This window comes from Paraburkholderia phymatum (assembly GCF_038900715.1).
GTDB lineage: Bacteria > Pseudomonadota > Gammaproteobacteria > Burkholderiales > Burkholderiaceae > Paraburkholderia > Paraburkholderia phymatum_A.
Genome location: NZ_JAYMRZ010000002.1, coordinates 1 through 20,095, shown reverse-complemented (window position 1 = coordinate 20,095; position 20,095 = coordinate 1). Strand labels below are relative to the sequence as shown.

Annotated in this window: 16 protein-coding genes and 2 pseudogenes; 7 read left to right on the top strand and 11 right to left on the bottom strand. The window is 60.3% G+C overall.

All coding sequences use genetic code 11. The features are described from left to right. The first annotated feature begins 260 nt into the window (after nucleotides 1–260). The 3 genes from VSR68_RS03465 to VSR68_RS03455 all read left to right on the top strand — a co-directional run bounded on the left by VSR68_RS03465 (nucleotide 261) and on the right by VSR68_RS03455 (nucleotide 4,411). The gene (locus VSR68_RS03465; protein WP_342938453.1) at nucleotides 261–2,084 is read left to right on the top strand and encodes a helix-turn-helix domain-containing protein; all 1,824 of its coding nucleotides are present in this window, start codon (nucleotides 261–263) and stop codon (nucleotides 2,082–2,084) included. A gap of 195 nt (nucleotides 2,085–2,279) precedes the next feature. After that, nucleotides 2,280–3,575, top strand: coding sequence for an MFS transporter (locus tag VSR68_RS03460; protein WP_342938452.1), 1,296 nt, complete (start codon nucleotides 2,280–2,282; stop codon nucleotides 3,573–3,575). Between the two features lie 53 nt (nucleotides 3,576–3,628). Beyond that, nucleotides 3,629–4,411 carry a substrate-binding domain-containing protein gene (locus VSR68_RS03455; protein ID WP_342938451.1) on the top strand — a complete coding sequence of 261 codons (783 nt, stop codon included), beginning with the start codon at nucleotides 3,629–3,631 and terminating at the stop codon, nucleotides 4,409–4,411. 40 nt (nucleotides 4,412–4,451) lie between these two features. On the opposite strand, the gene dctA is transcribed toward VSR68_RS03455, so the two are convergent. The 3 genes and pseudogenes from dctA to VSR68_RS03440 form a co-directional block, all read right to left on the bottom strand. Continuing rightward, entirely contained in the window at nucleotides 4,452–5,759 is a 1,308-nt protein-coding gene (gene dctA / locus VSR68_RS03450; protein WP_342938450.1) for a C4-dicarboxylate transporter DctA, read from the bottom strand. After that, a complete protein-coding gene (locus VSR68_RS03445) occupies nucleotides 5,756–6,724 on the bottom strand; it encodes a LysR family transcriptional regulator (RefSeq protein WP_342938449.1) in 969 nt (322 codons plus the stop codon). Before VSR68_RS03445 ends, dctA begins: the two co-directional genes overlap by 4 nt. Before the next feature lie 208 nt (nucleotides 6,725–6,932). Next, nucleotides 6,933–7,325 (bottom strand): annotated as a pseudogene (locus VSR68_RS03440) (tyrosine-type recombinase/integrase); the annotation flags it as partial. Between VSR68_RS03440 and VSR68_RS03435 the strand changes: the two are divergent. Beyond that, a pseudogene (locus tag VSR68_RS03435) lies at nucleotides 7,316–7,545 on the top strand (ATP-binding protein); the annotation flags it as partial. The pseudogenes VSR68_RS03440 and VSR68_RS03435 sit on opposite strands and share 10 nt — an antisense overlap. 675 nt (nucleotides 7,546–8,220) lie before the next feature. Here VSR68_RS03435 and VSR68_RS03430 read toward each other — a convergent pair. From VSR68_RS03430 to VSR68_RS03405, 6 genes are all read right to left on the bottom strand, one after another. Further along, nucleotides 8,221–8,919 (bottom strand): OmpA/MotB family protein, encoded by a 699-nt coding sequence (locus VSR68_RS03430; RefSeq protein WP_342938448.1) that lies wholly within the window; start codon nucleotides 8,917–8,919, stop codon nucleotides 8,221–8,223. Nucleotides 8,920–8,977: 58 nt separating this feature from the next. Next, nucleotides 8,978–9,742 carry a flagellar motor protein gene (locus tag VSR68_RS03425; RefSeq protein ID WP_342938447.1) on the bottom strand — a complete coding sequence of 255 codons (765 nt, stop codon included), beginning with the start codon at nucleotides 9,740–9,742 and terminating at the stop codon, nucleotides 8,978–8,980. Between the two features lie 76 nt (nucleotides 9,743–9,818). After that, nucleotides 9,819–11,054, bottom strand: a complete 1,236-nt coding sequence (locus VSR68_RS03420) for a Crp/Fnr family transcriptional regulator (RefSeq protein WP_342938963.1) — start codon at nucleotides 11,052–11,054, stop codon at nucleotides 9,819–9,821. Between the two features lie 323 nt (nucleotides 11,055–11,377). Continuing rightward, on the bottom strand, nucleotides 11,378–11,566 hold the full coding sequence (locus VSR68_RS03415) for a hypothetical protein (protein ID WP_342938446.1): 189 nt from the start codon (nucleotides 11,564–11,566) through the stop codon (nucleotides 11,378–11,380). A gap of 422 nt (nucleotides 11,567–11,988) precedes the next feature. Further along, the gene (locus VSR68_RS03410; RefSeq protein WP_342938445.1) at nucleotides 11,989–13,212 is read right to left on the bottom strand and encodes a glycosyltransferase; all 1,224 of its coding nucleotides are present in this window, start codon (nucleotides 13,210–13,212) and stop codon (nucleotides 11,989–11,991) included. Between the two features lie 107 nt (nucleotides 13,213–13,319). Further along, on the bottom strand, nucleotides 13,320–14,498 hold the full coding sequence (locus VSR68_RS03405) for a glycosyltransferase family 4 protein (RefSeq protein WP_342938444.1): 1,179 nt from the start codon (nucleotides 14,496–14,498) through the stop codon (nucleotides 13,320–13,322). 411 nt (nucleotides 14,499–14,909) lie between these two features. On the opposite strand from VSR68_RS03405, the gene VSR68_RS03400 reads away from it, so the two are divergent. Beyond that, nucleotides 14,910–15,806, top strand: coding sequence for an ATP-grasp fold amidoligase family protein (locus VSR68_RS03400; protein ID WP_342938443.1), 897 nt, complete (start codon nucleotides 14,910–14,912; stop codon nucleotides 15,804–15,806). Between the two features lie 366 nt (nucleotides 15,807–16,172). On the opposite strand, the gene VSR68_RS03395 is transcribed toward VSR68_RS03400, so the two are convergent. Next, a complete protein-coding gene (locus VSR68_RS03395; RefSeq protein WP_428983446.1) occupies nucleotides 16,173–16,589 on the bottom strand; it encodes an EAL domain-containing protein in 417 nt (138 codons plus the stop codon). Nucleotides 16,590–18,073: 1,484 nt separating this feature from the next. On the opposite strand from VSR68_RS03395, the gene VSR68_RS03390 reads away from it, so the two are divergent. Continuing rightward, nucleotides 18,074–18,520, top strand: coding sequence for a GreA/GreB family elongation factor (locus tag VSR68_RS03390; protein WP_342938441.1), 447 nt, complete (start codon nucleotides 18,074–18,076; stop codon nucleotides 18,518–18,520). 464 nt (nucleotides 18,521–18,984) lie between these two features. Here the strand turns inward: VSR68_RS03390 and VSR68_RS03385 are convergent, their stop codons facing one another. Beyond that, complete coding sequence (locus VSR68_RS03385) at nucleotides 18,985–19,989, bottom strand: reverse transcriptase domain-containing protein (RefSeq protein WP_342938440.1); 1,005 nt, start codon at nucleotides 19,987–19,989, stop codon at nucleotides 18,985–18,987. 17 nt (nucleotides 19,990–20,006) lie between these two features. Between VSR68_RS03385 and VSR68_RS42730 the strand changes: the two genes are divergently transcribed. Continuing rightward, nucleotides 20,007–20,095 (top strand): DUF5372 family protein (locus VSR68_RS42730; RefSeq protein WP_342944118.1); only part of this gene is annotated, 89 nt, incomplete at its 3' end.

Here is a 20,095-nt window from a genome sequence, read left to right as displayed (position 1 = left end):
GAACGAATCGGGTATAACGATTGTAGCAGTGCGCCGTGAGACTGATGCGTGTGAATTGAGATGAGCGCCGGCTGGAGTTGTTCGCGAGGTCGATCGGACGGAAGCGGATTGGCGTTTATGTTCGCGGTTATAAGTTTACATAATCTTAATTATCAACGTTCCTATTGTAGGTCCCAAATAGAAATGTCGGGTTTCCGCTAAATAGAAATGTCGGGTTCCGGGTAGTTTGAGCGCCGGACATCCATCAGGGAGCGCCGGCGATGAACGCGACTGGGACGATCACGATGACGATGCGCGAGCTGGACAGGTACAAGGTGATTCAGGACGTGGCCGATGGTGTGCTCAGGCTGTGGCGTGCCGCCGAACGGCTCGGGCTGACGACACGACAGATCCGGCGGCTGGTGGGCCGGTTGCGGGAGCACGGCCCAGGTGGTCTCGTATCCGGCCGGCGCTCGAAGCCGAGCAACAACCGGCTGGACACAGCGACGGCCGACCGGGTGCTGGCGATCATCCGTGAACGCTACGCCGATTTTGGGCCGACGCTGGCCTGCGAGAAGCTGTACGAGTGCCACGGCATCCGCCTGGCGAAGGAAACGGTGCGCCGGCTGATGACGGACGCCGGGCTGTGGGTGCCGCGCCGGCGGCGTCCGCCGAAGGTGTACCAGCCGCGTGCGCGGCGCGCATGCGTGGGCGAACTGATCCAGATCGACGGCAGCGAGCATGCGTGGTTCGAGCAGCGCGCACCGCAATGTGGCACGCCGGAACTGGCGGCCGCACAGGCCTCGCGCGAGGCGGGCAACGCGCCCAACGCGGTGCTCGCGGCTGCGGCGGCGATCATCGGACCGAATCGTCAGCGCGCGGCGCGAGAGGCGGCCAGGCTGATGATCGACCGCTTCGCGGCAGCCAGGCTCACGGACGCGTTCGACGAGACTTTCGATGTCGATGCCGTCGAGAGCGCCGGCAGTGCAGCGCTCTTCTGCGATGAACCCGACCCGAAGGCCGAAGCGATGCTCGCGGGGCTCGCTTCGCGCCGCGTGAGTTCGGCAATCATCCGGTGGTTGTTGTGCGGCCCGGGGCATCCGCGTTCGGAAGCAGTACTCGCGGCCATCACGACGACGCTCGCCTGGGGTCCGCTCATGCGCAAGCGCATCTCCCGTCTGACGGCGGAAAGTTTGCCGTGGTGGACGAAGCTCGTCGGCACCATGATCGGCGCCTCGGCGGACGCGTCGCGCCACAGTCCCGACGGCTTTTGCGACTTCGCGAACGAGGAGTTGCTCGGCGAACGCTCCCTGACCGAGATCGCCTTCGCGGCACTCCTCAACCTGAAACCCACGGCCGATGACCTGTTCGCCTTCAAGACCCTCGTCGGCTTGTTGCTAACAAACGGACCAGGTGCAATTTCGGCACAAGGCGCAAAGGGCGCGGTATCCGCCGATGGCCCCGAGAGTCCCGAGCGCGTCCAACTGAACAAGGCGCTGGTGGGGTTCCTCACACACACTGGTTATACGCATGGCGGCAACGGCTACGAGGGCATCGCGTTCCTCAACGAGGCGTTCCGCGGCAGCGGCCTTGATGATCCTACTGATGCGCACCACACCGTGGACCTCGAAGCGCTCGCGCGGAACTCCGTTGAGCGCTACGCGCAGTACAAGGCGCGCCAGAAGCATACGGGCAGCCTCGACATTGCCAAACTTCCGGGTGTCAATCACCCCGTCTTCAAAGACAAGCCGGTGAATCATGACCCGCGCGAAGTCTTTATCGCCGATCTCTATGAAGCACGCGGCGAGTACAACGTGTTCCATGCTTATTACCGCGTACTGGTGCAGGCGCTTTTCGACGCCGGAGTATCGCGTAACGTCTATTGCGTCAATGTCGACGCAGTGATCGCCGCTCTGCTGCTCAAGATGCTGTGGAAGCCGCTCAAGCGCGCAGAGTTCAGCGAGGCGGATCTCGAAACCGCCGCCTTCACGATCTTTCTCTATCCGCGCATGGTCGGCTGCGCCGCGGAAATCGACGATCACCTGAACCGTGGACGCAATATGGATACACGCACTGCCGCTTCGCAGTGCCACTTCGTGGCGTGACCAAAGGTCTGTGACGGCCGCCGCCGCGCGCTCGCGTTGCGAGGCGCGGCGGTGTCAGCGGGCCTCGATTGATAACGATCGAACATCAATCGTTCCGAAAATTGCACTTAACGTTTTGCCGGCGCCCGGCGAACATTGCCAAAACCACAATCGACCGGATCACCGCGTATTTTCTGGATCTCAGGAGACATCTCGATGCACCCATCGTCTAGCCTTTCGACCGGACGTTCGAAGGCCGCTGCGGTTTTCCGCGTAACGGCCGGGAACTTCCTCGAGCAGTTCGACTTCTTCCTGTTCGGCTTCTACGCCACGCAGATCGCCAACGTCTTCTTTCCTGCCGTGAGCGAGTTCGCCTCATTGATGATGACGTTCGCGGTCTTCGGCGCCGGCTTCCTGATGCGGCCGCTGGGCGCGATCGTGCTTGGCGCGTACATCGACGACGTCGGCCGCCGCAAGGGCCTCATTGTGACGCTCTCGATCATGGCAAGCGGCACCATCCTGATCGCGTTCGTACCGGGCTACGCCACGATCGGACTTCTGGCGCCCGCGCTCGTGCTGCTCGGGCGGCTGCTGCAGGGCTTCTCGGCGGGCGCCGAGCTGGGCGGCGTGTCGGTGTATCTCGCCGAGATGGCCACACCCGGCCGCAAGGGCTTCTTCACGAGCTGGCAGTCCGCGAGCCAGCAGGTGGCGATTGTCGTGGCTGCGGGCCTCGGCTTCGCGCTCAATCAATCGCTGAGCGCAGCGGCCATCGCCGCGTGGGGATGGCGCGTACCGTTCTTCGTCGGCTGCATGATCGTGCCGTTCATCTTCATGCTGCGCCGTAATCTGGAGGAGACACAGGAGTTCAAGGCACGCCAGCATCGTCCGGGCATGAAGGAAGTGTTCGGCACGTTGCTCCAGAACTGGGCCGTCGTTGTCGCCGGCATGATGCTGGTGGCGATGACCACCGCGAGCTTCTACCTCATCACGGTCTACGCGCCGACCTTCGGCAAGTCGGTTCTGCACCTGAGCACCGCCGATAGTCTGCTCGTGACGCTGTGCGTCGGCGTGTCGAACTTCGTGTGGCTGCCTGTTGGCGGGGCACTCTCCGACAAGATCGGCCGCCGGCCGCTCCTTGTCGGCATGACGGTGCTCGCCATCGCGACCGCATACCCGGCGCTGTCGCTGCTCGCTCACGCGCCGAGCTTCGTCAACATGCTGCTCGTCCTCCTCTGGCTCTCGTTCATGTACGGCATCTATAACGGCGCGATGGTCGTCGCGCTCACGGAGGTGATGCCGGTGCAGGTACGCGTCGCTGGCTTCTCGCTCGCCTACAGCCTCGCTACGGCCGTGTTCGGAGGCTTCACGCCCGCGATCTCGACGGCTCTTATTCACACGACGGGCGACAAGGCCGCACCCGGCTACTGGATGAGCTTCGCCGCAGCGTGCGCCCTTTTGGCGACTTTCGCGCTCTATCGCCGCCGCGCAGTGACGCTGACGCCGGCGCACTGATACACATCTCGTTGCGCGAGCGCCTATCAACGCAATCTGACACGACTCCGATCATGAGAAACCTGCTTCTGAAACTTTGCGCGGCAGCGCTCGTCGCAACCTCGGCCGCTGCGGCGAACGTACAGGCCGCCGACCTGCACGTCATGAGCTCGGGCGGCTTCACCGCCGCGTACAAGGCGCTCGGTCCCAGGTTCGCGTCTCAGACGGGCAACACGCTCGACACCGCGCTCGGGCCCTCGATGGGCAAATCGCCCGAAGCGATCCCCAACAGGCTCGCGCGTGGCGAGCCTGCGGACGCCGTCATCATGGTCGGCTACGCACTTGACGAACTGATCGAGCAAGGCAAGGTTATCCCCGGATCACGGGTCGAGCTGGCCGATTCGCGCATCGGCATGGTCGTGCGCGAAGGTGCGGCGCAGCCCGACATAGGCTCGGCCGAAGGCCTCAGGCAGACCCTGCTGCATGCGAAGTCGATCGCCTACTCGGACAGCGCGAGCGGCGTCTATATCGAGCGAGAGTTGTTCAAGAAGCTCGGCATCGAGGATCAGGTCAGGTCGAAAGCGAAGATGATTCCGAGGATTCCAGTGGCGTCGGTGGTGGCGAACGGTGACTACGAAATTGGCTTCCAGCAGGTGAGCGAGCTGCTGCCCGTCCAGGGCGCGACCTTCGTCGGAAAGATTCCCGAGTCTCTGCAGTCCGTCACGCGTTTCGCCGCCGGCATCCCCGTCGGCGCGCAGCATCCGAAGGAAGCGAAGGCGCTCCTCGACTACCTCGCATCACCCGATGTACAAGCAGAAGTGAAATCGACCGGGCTCGATTCCGTTTCCGCACATTAAGGCAGCACCATGGGAAGGCTTGCCCCAGACAGCCTTCCCGTCACACCGGGGTGTCTGTCGCGGCATCATTGGCACCGTCCGGGCAGCCTGGCTCGGCGACCCTGAGCATCTGCGCGAGACGCGCACGATCGCACGCGCCTTCCCACAGCGAAACGAAGATCACTGCGCAGGCATTGCTGATCACGCTCGTCAGGGTGCGCGCCTCGGACATGAAGCGGTCGATGCCCACCAGAAGCGCCACCCCGGCAACGGGTAGATCGGGAATCGCGGTGAGCGTAGCGACGAGCGCGACCAGCCCGCTGCCGGACACGCCGGCCGCGCCCTTGGAAGTGAGCAACATGACGGCGAGCATCGTCGCGATTTGCTGCGCGGAAAGCGGCACATCGCACGCCTGCGCGATGAACAGCGAGGCGAGCGTCAGATAGATCGCGGTGCCGTCCAGATTGAACGAATAGCCCGCGGGCAGCACAAGCCCCACGACTCCCTTGTCACAACCTAGTGCCTCCAGCTTCGCGATCAGGCGCGGCAGTACCGGCTCCGTCGACGATGTCGCGAGGACGATGAGCAATTCCTCGCGCATGTAGCGCAAGAGCCGCCAAAGCGCGAAGCCGTGCAGCCGCGCGAGGGGCGCGAGCACCAGCGCAACGAACAACAGGCATGCCACGTAGAAGGACACCATCAGCATGCCGAGCGAGCCGACCGAGCGGATGCCGAAGCGGCCGACCGTGAAAGCCATCGCACCGAATGCCCCGAGCGGAGCGAGTCGCATGATCATCGCGAGGATGCGAAAGAGCATCTGGGCGACGCCGTCGATGAGCGCCAGCACTGGCCGGCCAGCCCGCGGATACGCATTTAGCGAGAAGCCGAAGAGCAGCGAGAGCAGCAGCACCGGCAGCACCTCGCCCTTCTCGAACGCGCCGAGCATCGTCTCCGGGATCACGCTCAGCCCGAACTCCACAAGGCCGCGCTCCTGCGCGTGCTTCGCATATTGCGCGAGGATGCTCGAGTCCAGATAATGGGCGTCGATGTGCATGCCGGCGCCAGGTCGCAGCACGAACGCAGTGGCGAGTCCGAGCGCGAGCGCGACGGCTGTCAGGAGATAGAAAAGCGCCAGCGCCTGGATGATCGTGCGCCCGATGGCCTTCCCGCTCGCAAGCGACGTGATGCCCGAGACGATCGTGCAAAAGACGATCGGCGCGATCATCATCCGTACAAGGCCAATGAACGCGTCGCTGAGGGGCTTGAGCAGCGTGCCCGCTGGCGGCCAGAAGTGGCCGACGGTCATGCCGAGCACCATGGCCAGCAGGACCTGCACATAGAGCAAACGAAGCGGTCTTGCCAACCTCACGATGCGGTCTTCCTTCTTGTCTTCGCTGTCGTCGTCACATTATTGGCCACGGCATCGCTGCCTGCGACGCCGCCGCGCTTCGTTTCGATGATCGTCCGGTGAAACTCCTGTGCGGCCGGTGTGAGCGGCCGTCCGCGCCGTCTTACGATTCCCACGCGTCGTTTCACCACCGGTTCGACGAGCGGCACGCTCGTGAGGATCGGGTGGTCACGTCCGGGCATGGCCATCGACGGCACCGCGGCGACGCCAAGCCCCGCTTCAATCAACCCGAGCATGGTCGTGACGTGCCGCGTCTCGCAGACGCTCGGCGCACGCGGCGCCACGGCCGAGAGCGCCTGGTCGAGCAACAGGCGGTTACCGGAAGTCTTGTCCACCGATACGTACTCGTGTTCGTACAGCTCGTTCCAGGTCACGCGCTTCTTGCGTGCGAGAGGATGGTCGCGGCGGCAGGCAGCAACAAACCGCTCCTGAAGCAGCACTTTGAACTCGACCTCGGACTCCTGACTGCCCATAAAGCTCACGCCGAAATCAGCCTCGCCGCTGATGACGGCGCCAAGCACCTCGTTCGCGCTCGAATCCAGCAGCTTGACCCTGATGCGCGGAAAGCGGCGATGATAGCTCGCGATGACGTTCGGCAGAAAGTAATACGCCACCGAAGGGACGCACGCGATGGTCACATGACCCAGGCGGCTCGACGAAACGTCGCGGATGCCGAGCAGCGCGACGTCGAGATCATCGAGAAGTTGCTCCGCGCTCGGGGCGAACACGCGGCCGACGGTGGTGAGCGTGACGCTGCGTGTGGTGCGCTCGAAGAGACGCACGCCGAGCGCTTCCTCGAGCTTGTCGATCCGACGACTCAAGGCAGGCTGGGAGATGCTGACCGCCTCGGCGGCCTTTCGGAAGCTTCCCAGTTCAACCACCGCGCGAAAAGCTTGCAAGTCATTCAGGTCGAAGTTAACGCCCACGGGCCAGCCTCTGCATCTTGGATGCCGGGTATTTTGCATGATTCAGCCGGGAGCGCCCATCGGGACTACGCCCGTCTGCGCAGCCCTTGATAGGTGCCACGGACGTGAGGCGCGACGGGCCGGTTTTATAGAGTCAGCCGTCATTCGCGTTAGGGACGCAACTGTCTCTTCATCGCCGGCAAGCGTCCGCTCGCCGACCTTTGCTCAATCAGACTTCAGTTTGCTCGGCCATTTCGAGCGCGTCATCCACCTCGATTCCGAGGTATCGCACCGTACTTTCCAGCTTGGTATGACCCAGCAACAGCTGAACGGCGTGCAGGTTCTTTGTGCGCCGATAGATCAACGAAGCCTTGGTACGGCGCATCGTGTGCGTACCGTACGCCGCATCGTCGAGCCCGATCGATGCGACCCAGCGGTGGACAATGCGGGCATACTGGCGTGTCGACACATGGGGCGAAGTATGTAGCCGACTCGGAAAGAGATAGTCGGCAGGTTTCAGTTCTTGCGCCGTAATCCATGCCGCGACACTCTGCCAAGTCTGCTCCGTGATCGCGAACTGCACATGCCGTTGCGTCTTCTGCTGCATGAACGTTGGCCGTGACCGACACCGGCACCGGCATGGCGCCGGCGGTGATGCAGAAGGCGTTTGATCCGTTTTTCACGACCAAGCGGGAGGGTGAAGGTAGCGGCCTTGGCCTGAGCGCATGGCGTACGGGTACGTCAAGCAGAGCAGCGGGCACATCCGTCTGTATAGCGAGTTAAATCACGGTACCGCGGTCAAGATGTACTTCCCGGGGTCGACGGGCACGGTCATCGAACCCGCGCGTAATATCACAAACAACTCCCGATGATCGTCATGAACAGTCCAGACAGCAGTCCCAAAACCGGTCTCAATGTATGCGACGGCGACCTGTGTGACATTTTCGTCGTCATACACTCCAACGCCCCGACGTTGGGCGTTGCCGATTCCCTTATCTGGCCGTTCCACACAGGAATTGTGGATTCCGGTTGGGGGGCTGCCAGCATCGTGCACGTCCCGTATGGTCATGCGTCCAACTGCGTCCCCGAGTGCTTCGACGCTTCGAGGTAGTGGTTTTGTCGTCTTGCAGCGTCTGGATGCCGGGATACGCTGCGGTGGAGATAACATCGCACGGTTCGCAACACGCTGGCAATGAAGCATCGCGCCACCCGGGGGGACGAATCGCTGGCCGTGGCGGCAATCGTGATCGGTTTGTTCCTCGCTGTGTACGCCGATCGGGAAATCCGTCACTGGCGTCGATAGGCATACTGATGATGCGGATGCCGACGTCGCCCCTGACACTTACCGCGAGAGGTGCCCCAGGTCCGATGCACGCTGTGATCGGAGGCGTCACGGCATATTTCCACGAGAACCGTTTCCCTGAACTGGCGACGCTGGCACATCATTCTTGACGAAGCGCTGAACGTGGATGCCGCGAACACGCAATCGCTGGGAACAGCAGGGAAATGCTTCGCCTCTAGTACTGGACGAGAATGGTCACGCGACGATTCATTAAGCGTGCAACGGGATCATCACCTACGATCAGCGGAAAGTTGTCAGCCCGGCCGACAGCGGCAAGGCGCCGTGGTTCAACACCCCTGTCGACGAGAAAACGCACGACGGCTCCCGCCCTCGCCGACGACAACTCCCAGTTCGATGCGTATCGCACATTCGAAATGGGCACGCTATCCGTGTGCCCTTCGACGAGTACGTTGTTCTCCGTCTGTTTGCGCAGGACCGTCGCGATCTCATCGAGTACATCGGATGACTGGGGTAGCAGGCGCGCGTCGCCGGAATTGAAGAGAACACGTGCATCGATGCCGATCTCGACTCCCTGCACATCGTTCTTGACCGTGATCTGCCTCTTGTCCTTGATCGTCTCGAGCTGCAACAGCAGATCCTTCCTGGCAGCCTCCCGCTCGGCAGCGACTGCGTCGACGCCGCCCTTTGCCACTGCGGCCCTGTCGTGACTGGCGTGCGCCTCCAGAGACTTGATTTCGACTTCCCTGGTTTTGGCAAGCTGCAGCACGTAAAGCGCAAGGAAGAACACCATCAGCGTAGTGATCAGATCAGCATATGAGAGCAGCCAACGATCCGAACCTGCGTCGGAGTCGGCTTCCTCGTGCGAGCCGGATGTCGTGGCGGCTTGACGCCGGTAGCCGTATTGGGTGTCCATTGACTGAATACCTTTCTTCGAGTTACGCCCGAATGCGATAGTCGCGTCGTCCGTCCTGTCAGGCGAGCAGCTCCGCAGCCCGCCTGCGGACATCCCCTGCCAGCCGCGTCTCGATCATGTGCGGCGATTCCTTGCGCGAGATCGCCAGCAGGCCATCGAGGTACAGGCGGCGGAAGCGCAGCTCGCTATCGATCTGCGCCCTGATCTTGCCGTGCAGCGGCAGAAAGACGAGATTTGCGGTGGCCAGCCCGTATAGCGTCGCCACGAAGGCGACCGCAATGCCCTGCCCGAGTTCGGCCGGTTCGAGTATGTGTCCCGTCACCTGGATGAGACCCAGCACCGCGCCCAGAATGCCGAACGTCGGTGCGTAGCCCCCCGCCTGTTGCCAGATGCGCGCCGCGGCCATGTGGTTGCGCTCGTATGCATCCAGTTCGCGCTGCAAGGCATCCTCAAGCACCGCCGTAGGGACGCCACTGGCAAGAAGCTCCAGGCCTTTCTGCGCGAATGGGTTGAGTCCCCCCGTATCGATCGACTCGAGCGCAAGCATGCCGTTGAGTTTGGCCTGATCGCCCCACTCGAGCAACAGCGCCAGGTTTTCCCGGTCAACCTGGCGTGCCTTGAGGAACGCAAGGCGAATCTGGCCCACGCCGTCGAAGAATCGAGCCCACGTGTTCTGGATCATCACTGCGGCCAGCGTGCCGCCCAGAACGATGACGAGTGCCTGCGGCTGCAGCAGCGCAGCGAAGTGCCCGCCTTCGAGCGAAAAGCCGACCACGATCGCCGCGAGCCCCAGCAGGGCGCCGAATAGTGTGAGAAGGTCCATGAGATCCTCGATGAATTGCGAAGCCGTGCCCGCATCCAGGAAGGGTGCGGTCGTGGCTTCCTGTCCGCCAGTACGCTCAGACGCCCAGAGCCGGAGCCGGCCCCGCGGCCGAAGCAGACGATCGGATCATCCGGACGGTCTCCAGGAACCGCTGTTCGATATCGCCGACTTCCACCGGATCGATCTTGATGTCGCGCCGCATGACCCAGGACACTTCTTTCTTTCGCGCCTCAGTCATCACGCCCAGCAGGCGGTCTGCAATGGACTGATCCGGCATCGCGACGAGCATCTTGGCCAGATCGTAGGTGTCAAAGGCGCTCACCGCGTCGAAGAGCGAGCGCTGGTCGACGAATTCGAGATCTTCGAAAGCGGCGACCTCTCCCGGCGCGCGGCGCGCGGGCCGGGAAAAATACGTGATCCCTTTTTCTTCCACGTAGTTCAACACCTTTGTCTTGCGGAAGGCAAAGACGTCTTCGGCAATTTCGGCCCGGGAAAGCTTGTTGAGGATCATTTTCCTCTCGACGCCGATCAGTGCCTCAAGGTCGTTCAGTTCGATCAACTCGAGCTCGCTCGCCACCGACACTTCAAGATCCTGGTCCGCGACGTTGTGCGCACGTTCGGTGATCCGCTTCGGATCGAACGTGACGAGTTGACGGTCCGATGCACCTTCGGACGCGTTATGCCTGGTGGCCGCTGAACCCGTGAATTCCGGGCGGCCGGCTTCCATCGAGATCAGGTTGAGTTTTTCCATGCGCCTGAGCATCACCATCACGTGAAGACGCGAGTGCCCCGCGATGGCGCGGCACTTCTTGATCACCTCACGCAAGGGCACCGAGACTTCTTCCGTCTGGCTTCGCCAGCCGCGCTCGGCGGGCGCTTCGGCGCCCGCCATCAGCGAAAGGACATGGGCGTAGGAGATCACGCCCGGCATGAAGTCCGCATGGGTATAGGTCGCGAGCAGATCGTCCTTCCTTTTCACGCGGCGAATCATGGTGCGCACAATGTGCCTGAGCAGTGGCGAGACACGTTCGAGTTCCTCTTCAACCACACGGGCATTGACCACTGTCAGTTGACAGAACGTCAACGCTTTTGCCGTGTTCCCTCGTGGCTCGGCCGGAAGCAGCGCCGTCTCCCCGAAGAACTCGCCTTTGCCGAGCGTGGCGACGACAACTTTCTTGTCCTCGCACTGCGTCGAAATCTCCACCTTTCCGTCCGCAATGACGTACATGACGGATTCCCCGCCGAATCCTTCGGAATAGATCAGCTCGCCCGGTGCCGCCGTTCGCGACCAGGTTGATTTCTGCTGTTGCAATTTCATACCCCGTTAACGTTTGCCGATGCGCATGCCGACGCCGCCTGTGCGGGGTTTTCGACGGCGCCGAATTGTGACTAGTTATCGACAGGCCCGGTCCCATCTTTAGCGTCACGAGCGACGATTTTGAACGTGTGCAGGCGTTACCAAGCGTCGCCGAAAGAATGTCCTGGCGCAATCGTTTGCGCGACCTCGACTGTTGCCGCGGCGCGGACAATAGTCGACAGGTGCATTTGCGTGATGGAGGGTGCGCGAGGACGGCGCACCGTGATATAGAATTTTACAGATGGCGTGGGCCGGCGGATTCGAGGACAGCGATACAGTCACGCTGCCAGAACGTCCAGCAACTGCTCAATGCTCATGACGCGGATACTGTCTTCGAGCAAACCCAAAAAGGCCTTGTCGTACAGGGTCTCCTGGTCGCACACCGATAGATCGATGCGTGCGGAAGCTATGGCCAGCGCAGCCCTATGAGCTGACTGGAGGATCTGTAGGGACGTTTTCTTTTCCATATCTGTATAACGGCAGGGATGGGAAGAAATGAACCCTGTCCTTCTGTGTTCCAAAGGATAACGGCGTTCGCAGCGGTCATGCGTACCCGCAGTGAGTCTGGGCACATAATATTTTCGACCCGGATTCCTCGCAGAAATATTTAGTTTTCCTGTCGTATAAGACCGTGCGCCACAGACGACGGACTCGATCAGTGATCTACTGGATCGCATTGGCGCCAACCGCCATCCAGCATGGCAATGGCCATTTCCATTGCTAGGTCGACATGTGGAAAGGTCGACTTAGAACGGCAACGTTTGGCTCAATTGCGCAACGCATGGGAAATCGTTCACCGGCCGTTCTCTCAACGAGGCCGGCAAAATCAATATAGCGATGTTGTGCTCAGGGCGGTGTTGTTCACTTTTCACCGCCCTTTCTGAAATTTTCACCCAGTCGAGGCGGCTCCATCGCAACCGCTCGTGGTTGAGCCTTGTTGCACCTTGTACACGGCAAGCGCGTCGAGCAACGATTGCGTGGACTGAGCGATATGAAATCGGGAAGTGAAGCACTGTCTGGCACGCGTGTGCATGTCGGCCCACTCGCGTCGCGAAGCGCCCAGCCAGTGGTTCAACAAGCGCACTGCCCCTGCGAGGTCGTCCTTGTCCACGAAACCCGCGCCAGCCTGCTCGATCTCACGCCAGATGTTGACCTTGTCTGTAATCAGCGTCGGCAAACCCGCAGATAACGCTTCCGCCACGGAAACCCCAAAGTTCTCCTGATGCGAGTTAAGCACAAAGGCGTCGGATACAAGGAATGCGCCCCACTTGAGGTCGTTGTCAAGCATTCCCGTCCACGTCACCCTGTCTGTCAACTTCAATTCGTAGCACAGGGTCTTCGCCACTCTCGCGTACTCGCCGTCATCGGGGCCGACGATGATCAGTTTCACATCGTTAATCCTGTTCTGTGGAGTGTCGCGTACACATTGAGCCAGCGCTCTCAGGGTAAGGTCGATTCCCTTCTTTTCGTGGATCCGCCCAAGAAAGAGCAGATTCTTTTTACCGCGCAGATGCGGAAACCTCGACAGAAAAAGTTCGCGCTGCATGTCCGGATTGCCAACGGCACCCGCTGTGCCGTAACTGACGACGTGTTCGTTGCAGCGGTATGGACGGAACGATTGGCGCGCCAGTCGACGTTCTTCCTCGCACGTAAAGAACACGGCATTTGCATCACGAAGCACCCGGTAGTCCGCCCATGGCCAATAGAGCATCTTTTTGAAGTGCTTTAACGGGTAGCGTTGCTTGAAGTACGGATCCAGCATCCCGTGCGTGAATACGTAATAAGGTATCGCCGAACCGCGTAGCGCACGCCAAACGCCAAACGATGTGTAATTCCAGATGCCGTTGACAATGACAAGGTCGTATTTCGGCGCGTTGGCCTGCAGCCATGGGACCAGGCTCGGTGAATATCTGTACTTGCCGAACCCCGGGCCGACGGGGTGGCAGATGATCTCGCACTGATAGAGTGAGCGCTCGTCGGGTCCGTCGAGCGTGAGGATCTCGATCGAATTTCCTCTGCGCCGATGCTCGCGGGCCGCCTGAATGATTCCTTCAATCGGCCCGCCATATGCAGGATCGACCGTGATGATGGCGTGAAGAATTCGCAAACCCATGAAAGTGAGCCCTTTAAATCGCGATCGGCCCTGCCAATGCGTCTTCTAACAGCATTGCGGGGATGGAGCAATTCCTCTTCAGCAATTCCCATTCCCTTTCGACCCTGTTAGCTTTCGTGGACGTCATTGCGCTTCAGGCATACGTTTGCGAGAGCAAACACGTTTTTGGCGAAGAGCTCGGGTGTCCAGTCATGGATTGTTGTTTCCGCGTCGCGGGCGAGCTTTTCGCGAAGCGCATGGTCTTCGGCGAGCTGCCGCATTTTCTTCGCGAGTTGCTCGACGTCGCCGGGTCGAACGATGAAGCCGTTGATTCCGTCGTACACGACTTCGTTCGCGCATCCGCAAGTCTGCGACACGATCGCTGGCCGCCCCGCAGCCATCGCCTCGTTGACGCACAGCCCCCACTGGTCGAATGCGCTGGCGAGCACAATGAAGTCGGCAAGGGCATAAAAGGCCGGCATGTCGCTGTTCAGCACCGCCCTGAAAATCAGGACTCGCTCGCTTAGCCCGAGCGCGGCGACCTTTTCGCGTATCCTCTGCTCGAGCGGACCCTGCCCGACCAGGACGAGGGATAACCCTCTTTGCGCAATTCCTGAGCAGGCGAATGCCTCCAAAACGAGCGGTACATTCTTGCGCTCCACAAAGCGGCTCACGCACAACACGTATCGCGTCGGCAAGGCGAAGCGGCATCGCTCGCTGTCGGCGTGCGCGCGCGCGTGCCTTGCGCCGTCGCGGAAGTACGCAACGTCGATGACATCGAAGCCGACACGTGATCGGTGCAAGGGAATGCCAAGTGACTCGGCGTATCGGCGATGTTTCTCACCGGCCACAAGTGCACCATCGAAGCGTGAGACGAGGATTCTTTTTAAGGCTTCCTTGAGTCGGTGCCGTTTGCCGTCGTCAGCCTTCGAGTCCGACATATAGACCAGCTTGAATCGACGCGTCAGCGTCCTCAGCAGACACAAGTAAATCGAATAGCTGGTGTTGTAGCCGAGCGTGATGACAACGTCGGGGCGCGTGGCACGGACGATCACGCCGAGCCGGGCCGCCATCGTCAGCCAATGCTTGCGGCCTGCAACGGTACCCTTGAAGACTGTAATCATCTCGGACGGCACATCTTGCAGGAACGCCCTACGATCGCTTTGCGGATAGTCATAGAAGCTGGTGTATTCGAACAGCTCTACGAGGGATACCTGACATCCGTGTCTCAACGCGAGCTGCACGAGCGCGCGATAGCGTGGTATGTGATAGTCGCTGAGGTTGCCGATAACGAATTGAATGCGCATAGAAGCGGTCTCACCAGGTGCGATACATCGCATTTCGCTGCTGCTGCGTGAAGGCGCGGGACGTCCGTCCGCACGAACGAGTTGGCCTCAATGCGAACGGCCTGGCGCACAGAGAAAAAAAGCCGTCTCCGAACTGCAATCATTGGACTGGCCTCGTCAGCCCGACTCCCTTTTTTACATTTTGACTAGTGCGTCTTTACGCCAGAATCTGGCTCGTTTGCGCCATCGGCAACGCGCACGAACATTGGGTCAACAACCAATTTCATGCCAGTGGAGTGCTTCCCACCAAGCGCGGTGAGCTGCAAATGGCCGCTGGCGTGATTTATGCGTCAGTTGCTGCGCCGACGCGCGAGAAGGCGAAGTGCTGGTTGGGCACGAGCAGGTAGTAAGCGCATGGGAGGACAAAAAACCATGAAGAATCTCTTCTTCAGGAGCACGCGTCGCGTGATCAAAGGTGCAGCGTCGCTTATGCCCGACGATTTGTATTTGGCTCTTTCCCATCGTCGAAGAATCGGGCGGTTCCCGAACATGAAGGATCCGACGGCTTTCAACGAAATGATTCTGATGCGATGCCTGCACCCGGATCCGCGCTGGAGCGGTCTGACCGACAAGCTGAGGGTTCGCGAATACGTGAGGGAACGCATCGGGGAAAAGCACCTTATTCCGTTGCTTGCGGCGCCCGACGTTTTTACGAAAGAGGTCTTCGACTCACTTCCCTCATCGTTCGTCATGAAAGCGAATCACGGTTCCAACTTCGTCGAAGTCGTCTGGGACAAGTCGAAGAGATCGTTCGAAGAACTGCGTCGCCTCGCCGACAGATGGTTGAGCATTGACTATTACCGGGTCGCGCGTGAACAGCACTACAAGGGCATTCAGCCCCGGATCTTCTTTGAGACCCTGCTTCTCGACCGATCCGGCACCGTTCCGGCCGATTACAAAATGCACATGTTCGGCCACGGTCCAGACGGTCCGATGATTTATACGGGTATCATTTCCGATCGTTTTGGCAAGCCTCGCGCCGATGTCTACGACCCCCGGTGGAACAGGCTTGACCTGGCGTGGGGCGACTACGCGCGCAGCGAACGCGCCGTGGCGCGACCGTCGAATTGGGAAGAACTGAGCAGTGTTGCCATGCTGCTGGCTGATGGGCTCGGCTACGTGCGCGTTGATCTCTACGCGCATGACGAGCAGATATTTTTCGGTGAGCTAACGTTTACGCCCGGCGGCGGGACGATGCCCTATACCCCCGATCATTGCGATTATGAGTGGGGAAGTATCCTGAAAAACGCCAACTACTCCGTCGCTTAAGGATAAGTCCCACAAGCCACCGGCGAACGCCCGGGGTTGCGACAACGCGAGGATCGAAGGTTGGCCAGGCGGGGCGTGCAGGTAGAGTCCAACTGTAATCGTTGAAAGTAAAGCCTCTCACCCACTTGTGCTCAAGGCAGCTCAAGCTGTGGATTGCGCGGGGACCAAGGAAAATACCGGGAAATGAAAGATATCGTTTTCAACGATGAAGTGCTTGTGACCGCATCGGGCGAAGCGGCGAACAAGCCTTCTTCGATGAATTACAAGGCGACGTAGCTGATTGTCGACTTCTATCTCATAAGTTGACGCATTATTGTATGGAAGCGTTCTCCACCAGACCGCCTGCCAGGTCCACAGCCACAAATGTTAGCCCGACTGGGTATCGATCAATGCCGCGGCCCTTTCCAACAACATAGGGCGGGCAAGCAAATCGCCTTGCACCATTTTGATATCCAACGACTGTAGCATGGCCAGTTCGGCGGCAGTTTCGACGCCCTCAACGATGAGGAGGCAATGCGTCTCCCTGGCAAAGACCACCATTGCCGATGTCAGGGCACGCTTGCTCGAATCGTCTTCGATGCCACGAATCAGGCTTGCGTCGAGCTTGATGAGATCGGGATGCAGGCGCAGGACGTGACGCATGCTGGCGAAACCGGCACCGGCGTCATCAACCGCGACGCGTACTGACGCCGCCCTGAGCGGCGCAAGGGCTTCGATAAGCGCTCCATAGTCCGCCACATGGCTATGTTCCGTGAGTTCCAGCACCACACGCCTGCGCGGCATTCCTCTCAACACCCTGGTGAACTCGCCTGGGGCCCAAGTCGAACGGCGCACACCCTGAACAGCCCTTCAGCCAGTCATAGCCGCAATGACAGGTTCCAAACGGTCAATTGTTGATGGAAGCTCTTCTTCTGCAACTTCGTGGCAGTAACTGTCGCTCGAAGCTGAATTTAAGCGCAAGCGAGTCTGGCACAGACGCGCTACTCGCTCCGTCTTGCGGTAAGCAGCAGTCACGAATCGCCACGGGCACGCCGGCGAGTGACGGGGACAGTCACATCAAAGCTTGCAAATTTCTAACAATCAAGCTTTAATGAGGCTGTCTGCATCCCGAGTCGCTCATCGAGCGGCCCTGTTTGAGGCCATAGCCGTGCATTTCGTCTCGAATCCTCCTGTCCTTGCGTGTTTCGATTTTCGGAGCCTGCCCGAAAAGCACACGTGTGGGCTTCAAAACCCGGGGACTGCGAAACGCACACGGAGCCGCGTTATTCCCGCGGACAAGTCAGCACTTCCCTTTGCCCGGTTCTTCGCATAACAGCGACGAACCGGGCCCCCTACCAGACCTGACGGCCCACGACTACCTGCTCTCGCGCCTCACCTGATAACGGGCGAGGTAAGCATCGCGCGGGGAAGCGCGCTCGTGTGCCGCGTCCATGGGATCCCCGTTGCGTTGCTAAAAGCGCGGCACGTGCCGCGCTTGAAAAGCGGCGGGGCTCACTGCGTGTTAGGGAAACGGGAAAGCCATGACAAAGCAAACGAAACATCCCTTCGACGTCGTTCAAGTCAGGCGGGCACGCGCCATTGAGGGCACGAATCGGCCCGCAGTTTTGCAGATGCCTGTTCCGCAGGCGCCAAACGCCGGCTCATTGAGTTACTACTCGATATATAAAGGTTACGGTCTGACAGCCCATGCGCAGCCAACGAATACCGATCTGTATGCGGCTGATGTTGTGATTGAACGCCCGGGGTGCTCAACATGTCACTTCCGCGCCCTAGACTATTTCTACACCGCGGCAGAGGCCTTAGGTTATGCGACACGATGGGGCAGGATATGGGTCAATTACCGACTGCGAAAAATCGCAGAAAGAGCCATACGTATGGACACGGTGGAACGGCAGACTTGATGCTGTTCGCGCAACTCGGGAGTACTCAGTCATGCACATCCTTACCACACTGCCTGACGCGCGGGCTCTGCGCTTTATCCTGCGGGATACGGCCAACCCGACCGCAGCACTGCTTTACTGGCTTGGCGCTGCGAGACCTTCAACGGACGCGAGCTTTGCTGAAGTTACCCAACGCTTCGCCCCGCTCATGCAGGTCGTCTTTCCTGAGGAGCGTCCCGGCGCATTCGTCAACCGGGATGCCGTCCGCGAAGCGCATCAGTCTGGCGCGGTCACGCGGCTAATCTTTTTCGATGAGTCCTGGCTGAATATATGGGATGACAGCCATTGCTCGGACATCTGCAATCTGTCTTCTTGCCGGAGGCAATCATGCTGCTCTCGCAAATTCATTTTTCCATGGATGCGAACACACTTGGGGAAACCGAGCGCATCGTATCCGAAAGCGACCTGGTGCAACTGAAGGCGTGTGTACATCTGCCGACGGTGACGCCGCAGCAGCGAGCGATGGTGGAAACTCTCGAAACCACCGCTGTACTCGTCAGCCCTGAGCAGATTCCCCCTGACGTCGTCACGATGAACACGACCATTGAGTGCACAGTTGTCGACAGCGCTAACGCGTATCATTGGACGCTGGTTTATCCCGATAAGGCGGACTATCTGATGGGGTGTCTGTCCGTCCTGTCGCCTGCCGGCATTTCACTTTTGGGTGCGCGATGTGGTCAGACCGTGGTGTGCCGACCACCGAGCGGCGCACAGATCCTTTACGTGATCAAAGCGATATTGCTGCAGCCGGAGAGTCGCCACCTGGCGCAGTGACGCCGGTGCGCTACCACCTCACTCGCGAGGTGGTAGCCGGGCAGTCACAACCTTCAGGCGGCTAAACCGTTGTGGATGGAAGCGCGCAATAACCCATAGTCGGCGCTTCAACGGCAAGCCGCTTCCGGAAACAGAGCATAGCGAGCGGCAGCTTTCCGCATGAAAACGACGTTTGAATGTCCGGCCGAGTGAGCGGGCGAACGGCTGAACATGGCCCATCCCTGCCTGACATCGTGCCGTCGCGATTGTTGCATCGCTCGTCGACCGCGTCAGGCAGCAGCCGGTAGAGTCGAGATGTGGCGCGGTAGCGGTAGGTTCGGTTTGTCTGTTGCCGCCCCTTTCGTCTGGCGGTGCCCAAGTAACCTCGCCGTAGCCCCGTTTCCACACCCCGCTCATCGAACCGGACATGCAGATCTCCCGCATCCGGCTCTCGGACAAGACATCACGCCTTCGTACACGGCACGTTACACCCAAGGCCCCGTCAGGCGCACAAGACCGAAGTGCTTATAGAGGTGCGGGCGTGGATAGCCCCCGCGCCTGCTTCGCCTGGCTTTGTACTTGTTGCGTAACCACCGACGCAACCGCGCAGCGGTGTAGTTGTCGAGCGCCCGATACGCGGGTCTGTCCGTTCCTACCTTGAAGTAGTTCGCCCAGCCGCGCAACGTGCGGTTCAACTTGCCCACCAGCTCCGTGGTCTCTTGCCATACCGTCTTGAGGGCGGTCATCGCATGAATCTTTTCGACCATGCGACGGATACTCTTCTTTGACGGACGCATGCCCATGCGGGCCTGCCCAGTCACCGCAGAGTACAGCCGCCCAAACGTGTAACCCAGGAAGTCGAATGTGCCTTCCGGCACCTTGCAGATGCGTGTCTTCTCCTCATTGACGGTCAGCTTCAGTTTGCCCATGATCTCGCGCAGTTTCAGCAACGCCTCTTCGGCCTTGCCTCGCTTGCACAGGATTACGAGATCGTCCGCGTAGGTCACAATGCGACTGCCAAGACTGCGCTGAAGTCCGAGCTTCTTCCACGCCAGCACAAACCGACGCATGTACACATTCGCCAGCAGCGGTGAGATGGGGGAGCCCTGTGGGATACCTCGCCGGCTGTCCCTGGCCTCCGTCGTCCGTTTCCTCCGTCCTCGATCATCGGTTTCTTCAACGGGGCATTCCAGCCACATCTTGATCAGGTGCAGCACACGCCGATCCACGATGCGTCGCGCGAGCGACAACATCAATTCGGCGTGCGGAATACTTCCGAAGTAGTCCGCCAAGTCCGCGTCAACGACGTCCGTTTGCCCTCGGTGCAGCCGTTCCTCCACCTCGATCACCGCCTGCTGGGCATTGCGGCCCGGACGGTAAGCGTATTGCTCCGGCGGAAGGTCCGCTTCGAAGATCGGTTCGAGCACCAGCATCGCTGCCGTCATGCACACCCGATCACGCAAGGTCGAGACGGTCAGCGCGAACTGCACAAGCGCTCAACGAGCATTTGGGTTGGGCGGAGATCTGTCATCCATTTCATCCGCTTAAGGGCCAACGCTTTCCGGTGCTGAAGAGGCGACGCGTCTCGGGTATCGA

Coding starts and splice junctions, on each gene's coding strand:
- VSR68_RS03425 (WP_342938447.1), bottom strand. CDS start 9,742: ATGGACCTTCTCACACTATTCGGCGCCCTGCTGGGGCTCGCGGCGATC.
- VSR68_RS03460 (WP_342938452.1), top strand. CDS start 2,280: ATGCACCCATCGTCTAGCCTTTCGACCGGACGTTCGAAGGCCGCTGCG.
- VSR68_RS03400 (WP_342938443.1), top strand. CDS start 14,910: ATGAAGAATCTCTTCTTCAGGAGCACGCGTCGCGTGATCAAAGGTGCA.
- VSR68_RS03390 (WP_342938441.1), top strand. CDS start 18,074: ATGCTGCTCTCGCAAATTCATTTTTCCATGGATGCGAACACACTTGGG.
- VSR68_RS03430 (WP_342938448.1), bottom strand. CDS start 8,919: ATGGACACCCAATACGGCTACCGGCGTCAAGCCGCCACGACATCCGGC.
- VSR68_RS03455 (WP_342938451.1), top strand. CDS start 3,629: ATGAGAAACCTGCTTCTGAAACTTTGCGCGGCAGCGCTCGTCGCAACC.
- VSR68_RS03415 (WP_342938446.1), bottom strand. CDS start 11,566: ATGGAAAAGAAAACGTCCCTACAGATCCTCCAGTCAGCTCATAGGGCT.
- VSR68_RS03465 (WP_342938453.1), top strand. CDS start 261: ATGAACGCGACTGGGACGATCACGATGACGATGCGCGAGCTGGACAGG.
- VSR68_RS03395 (WP_428983446.1), bottom strand. CDS start 16,589: ATGCCGCGCAGGCGTGTGGTGCTGGAACTCACGGAACATAGCCATGTG.
- VSR68_RS03405 (WP_342938444.1), bottom strand. CDS start 14,498: ATGCGCATTCAATTCGTTATCGGCAACCTCAGCGACTATCACATACCA.
- VSR68_RS03410 (WP_342938445.1), bottom strand. CDS start 13,212: ATGGGTTTGCGAATTCTTCACGCCATCATCACGGTCGATCCTGCATAT.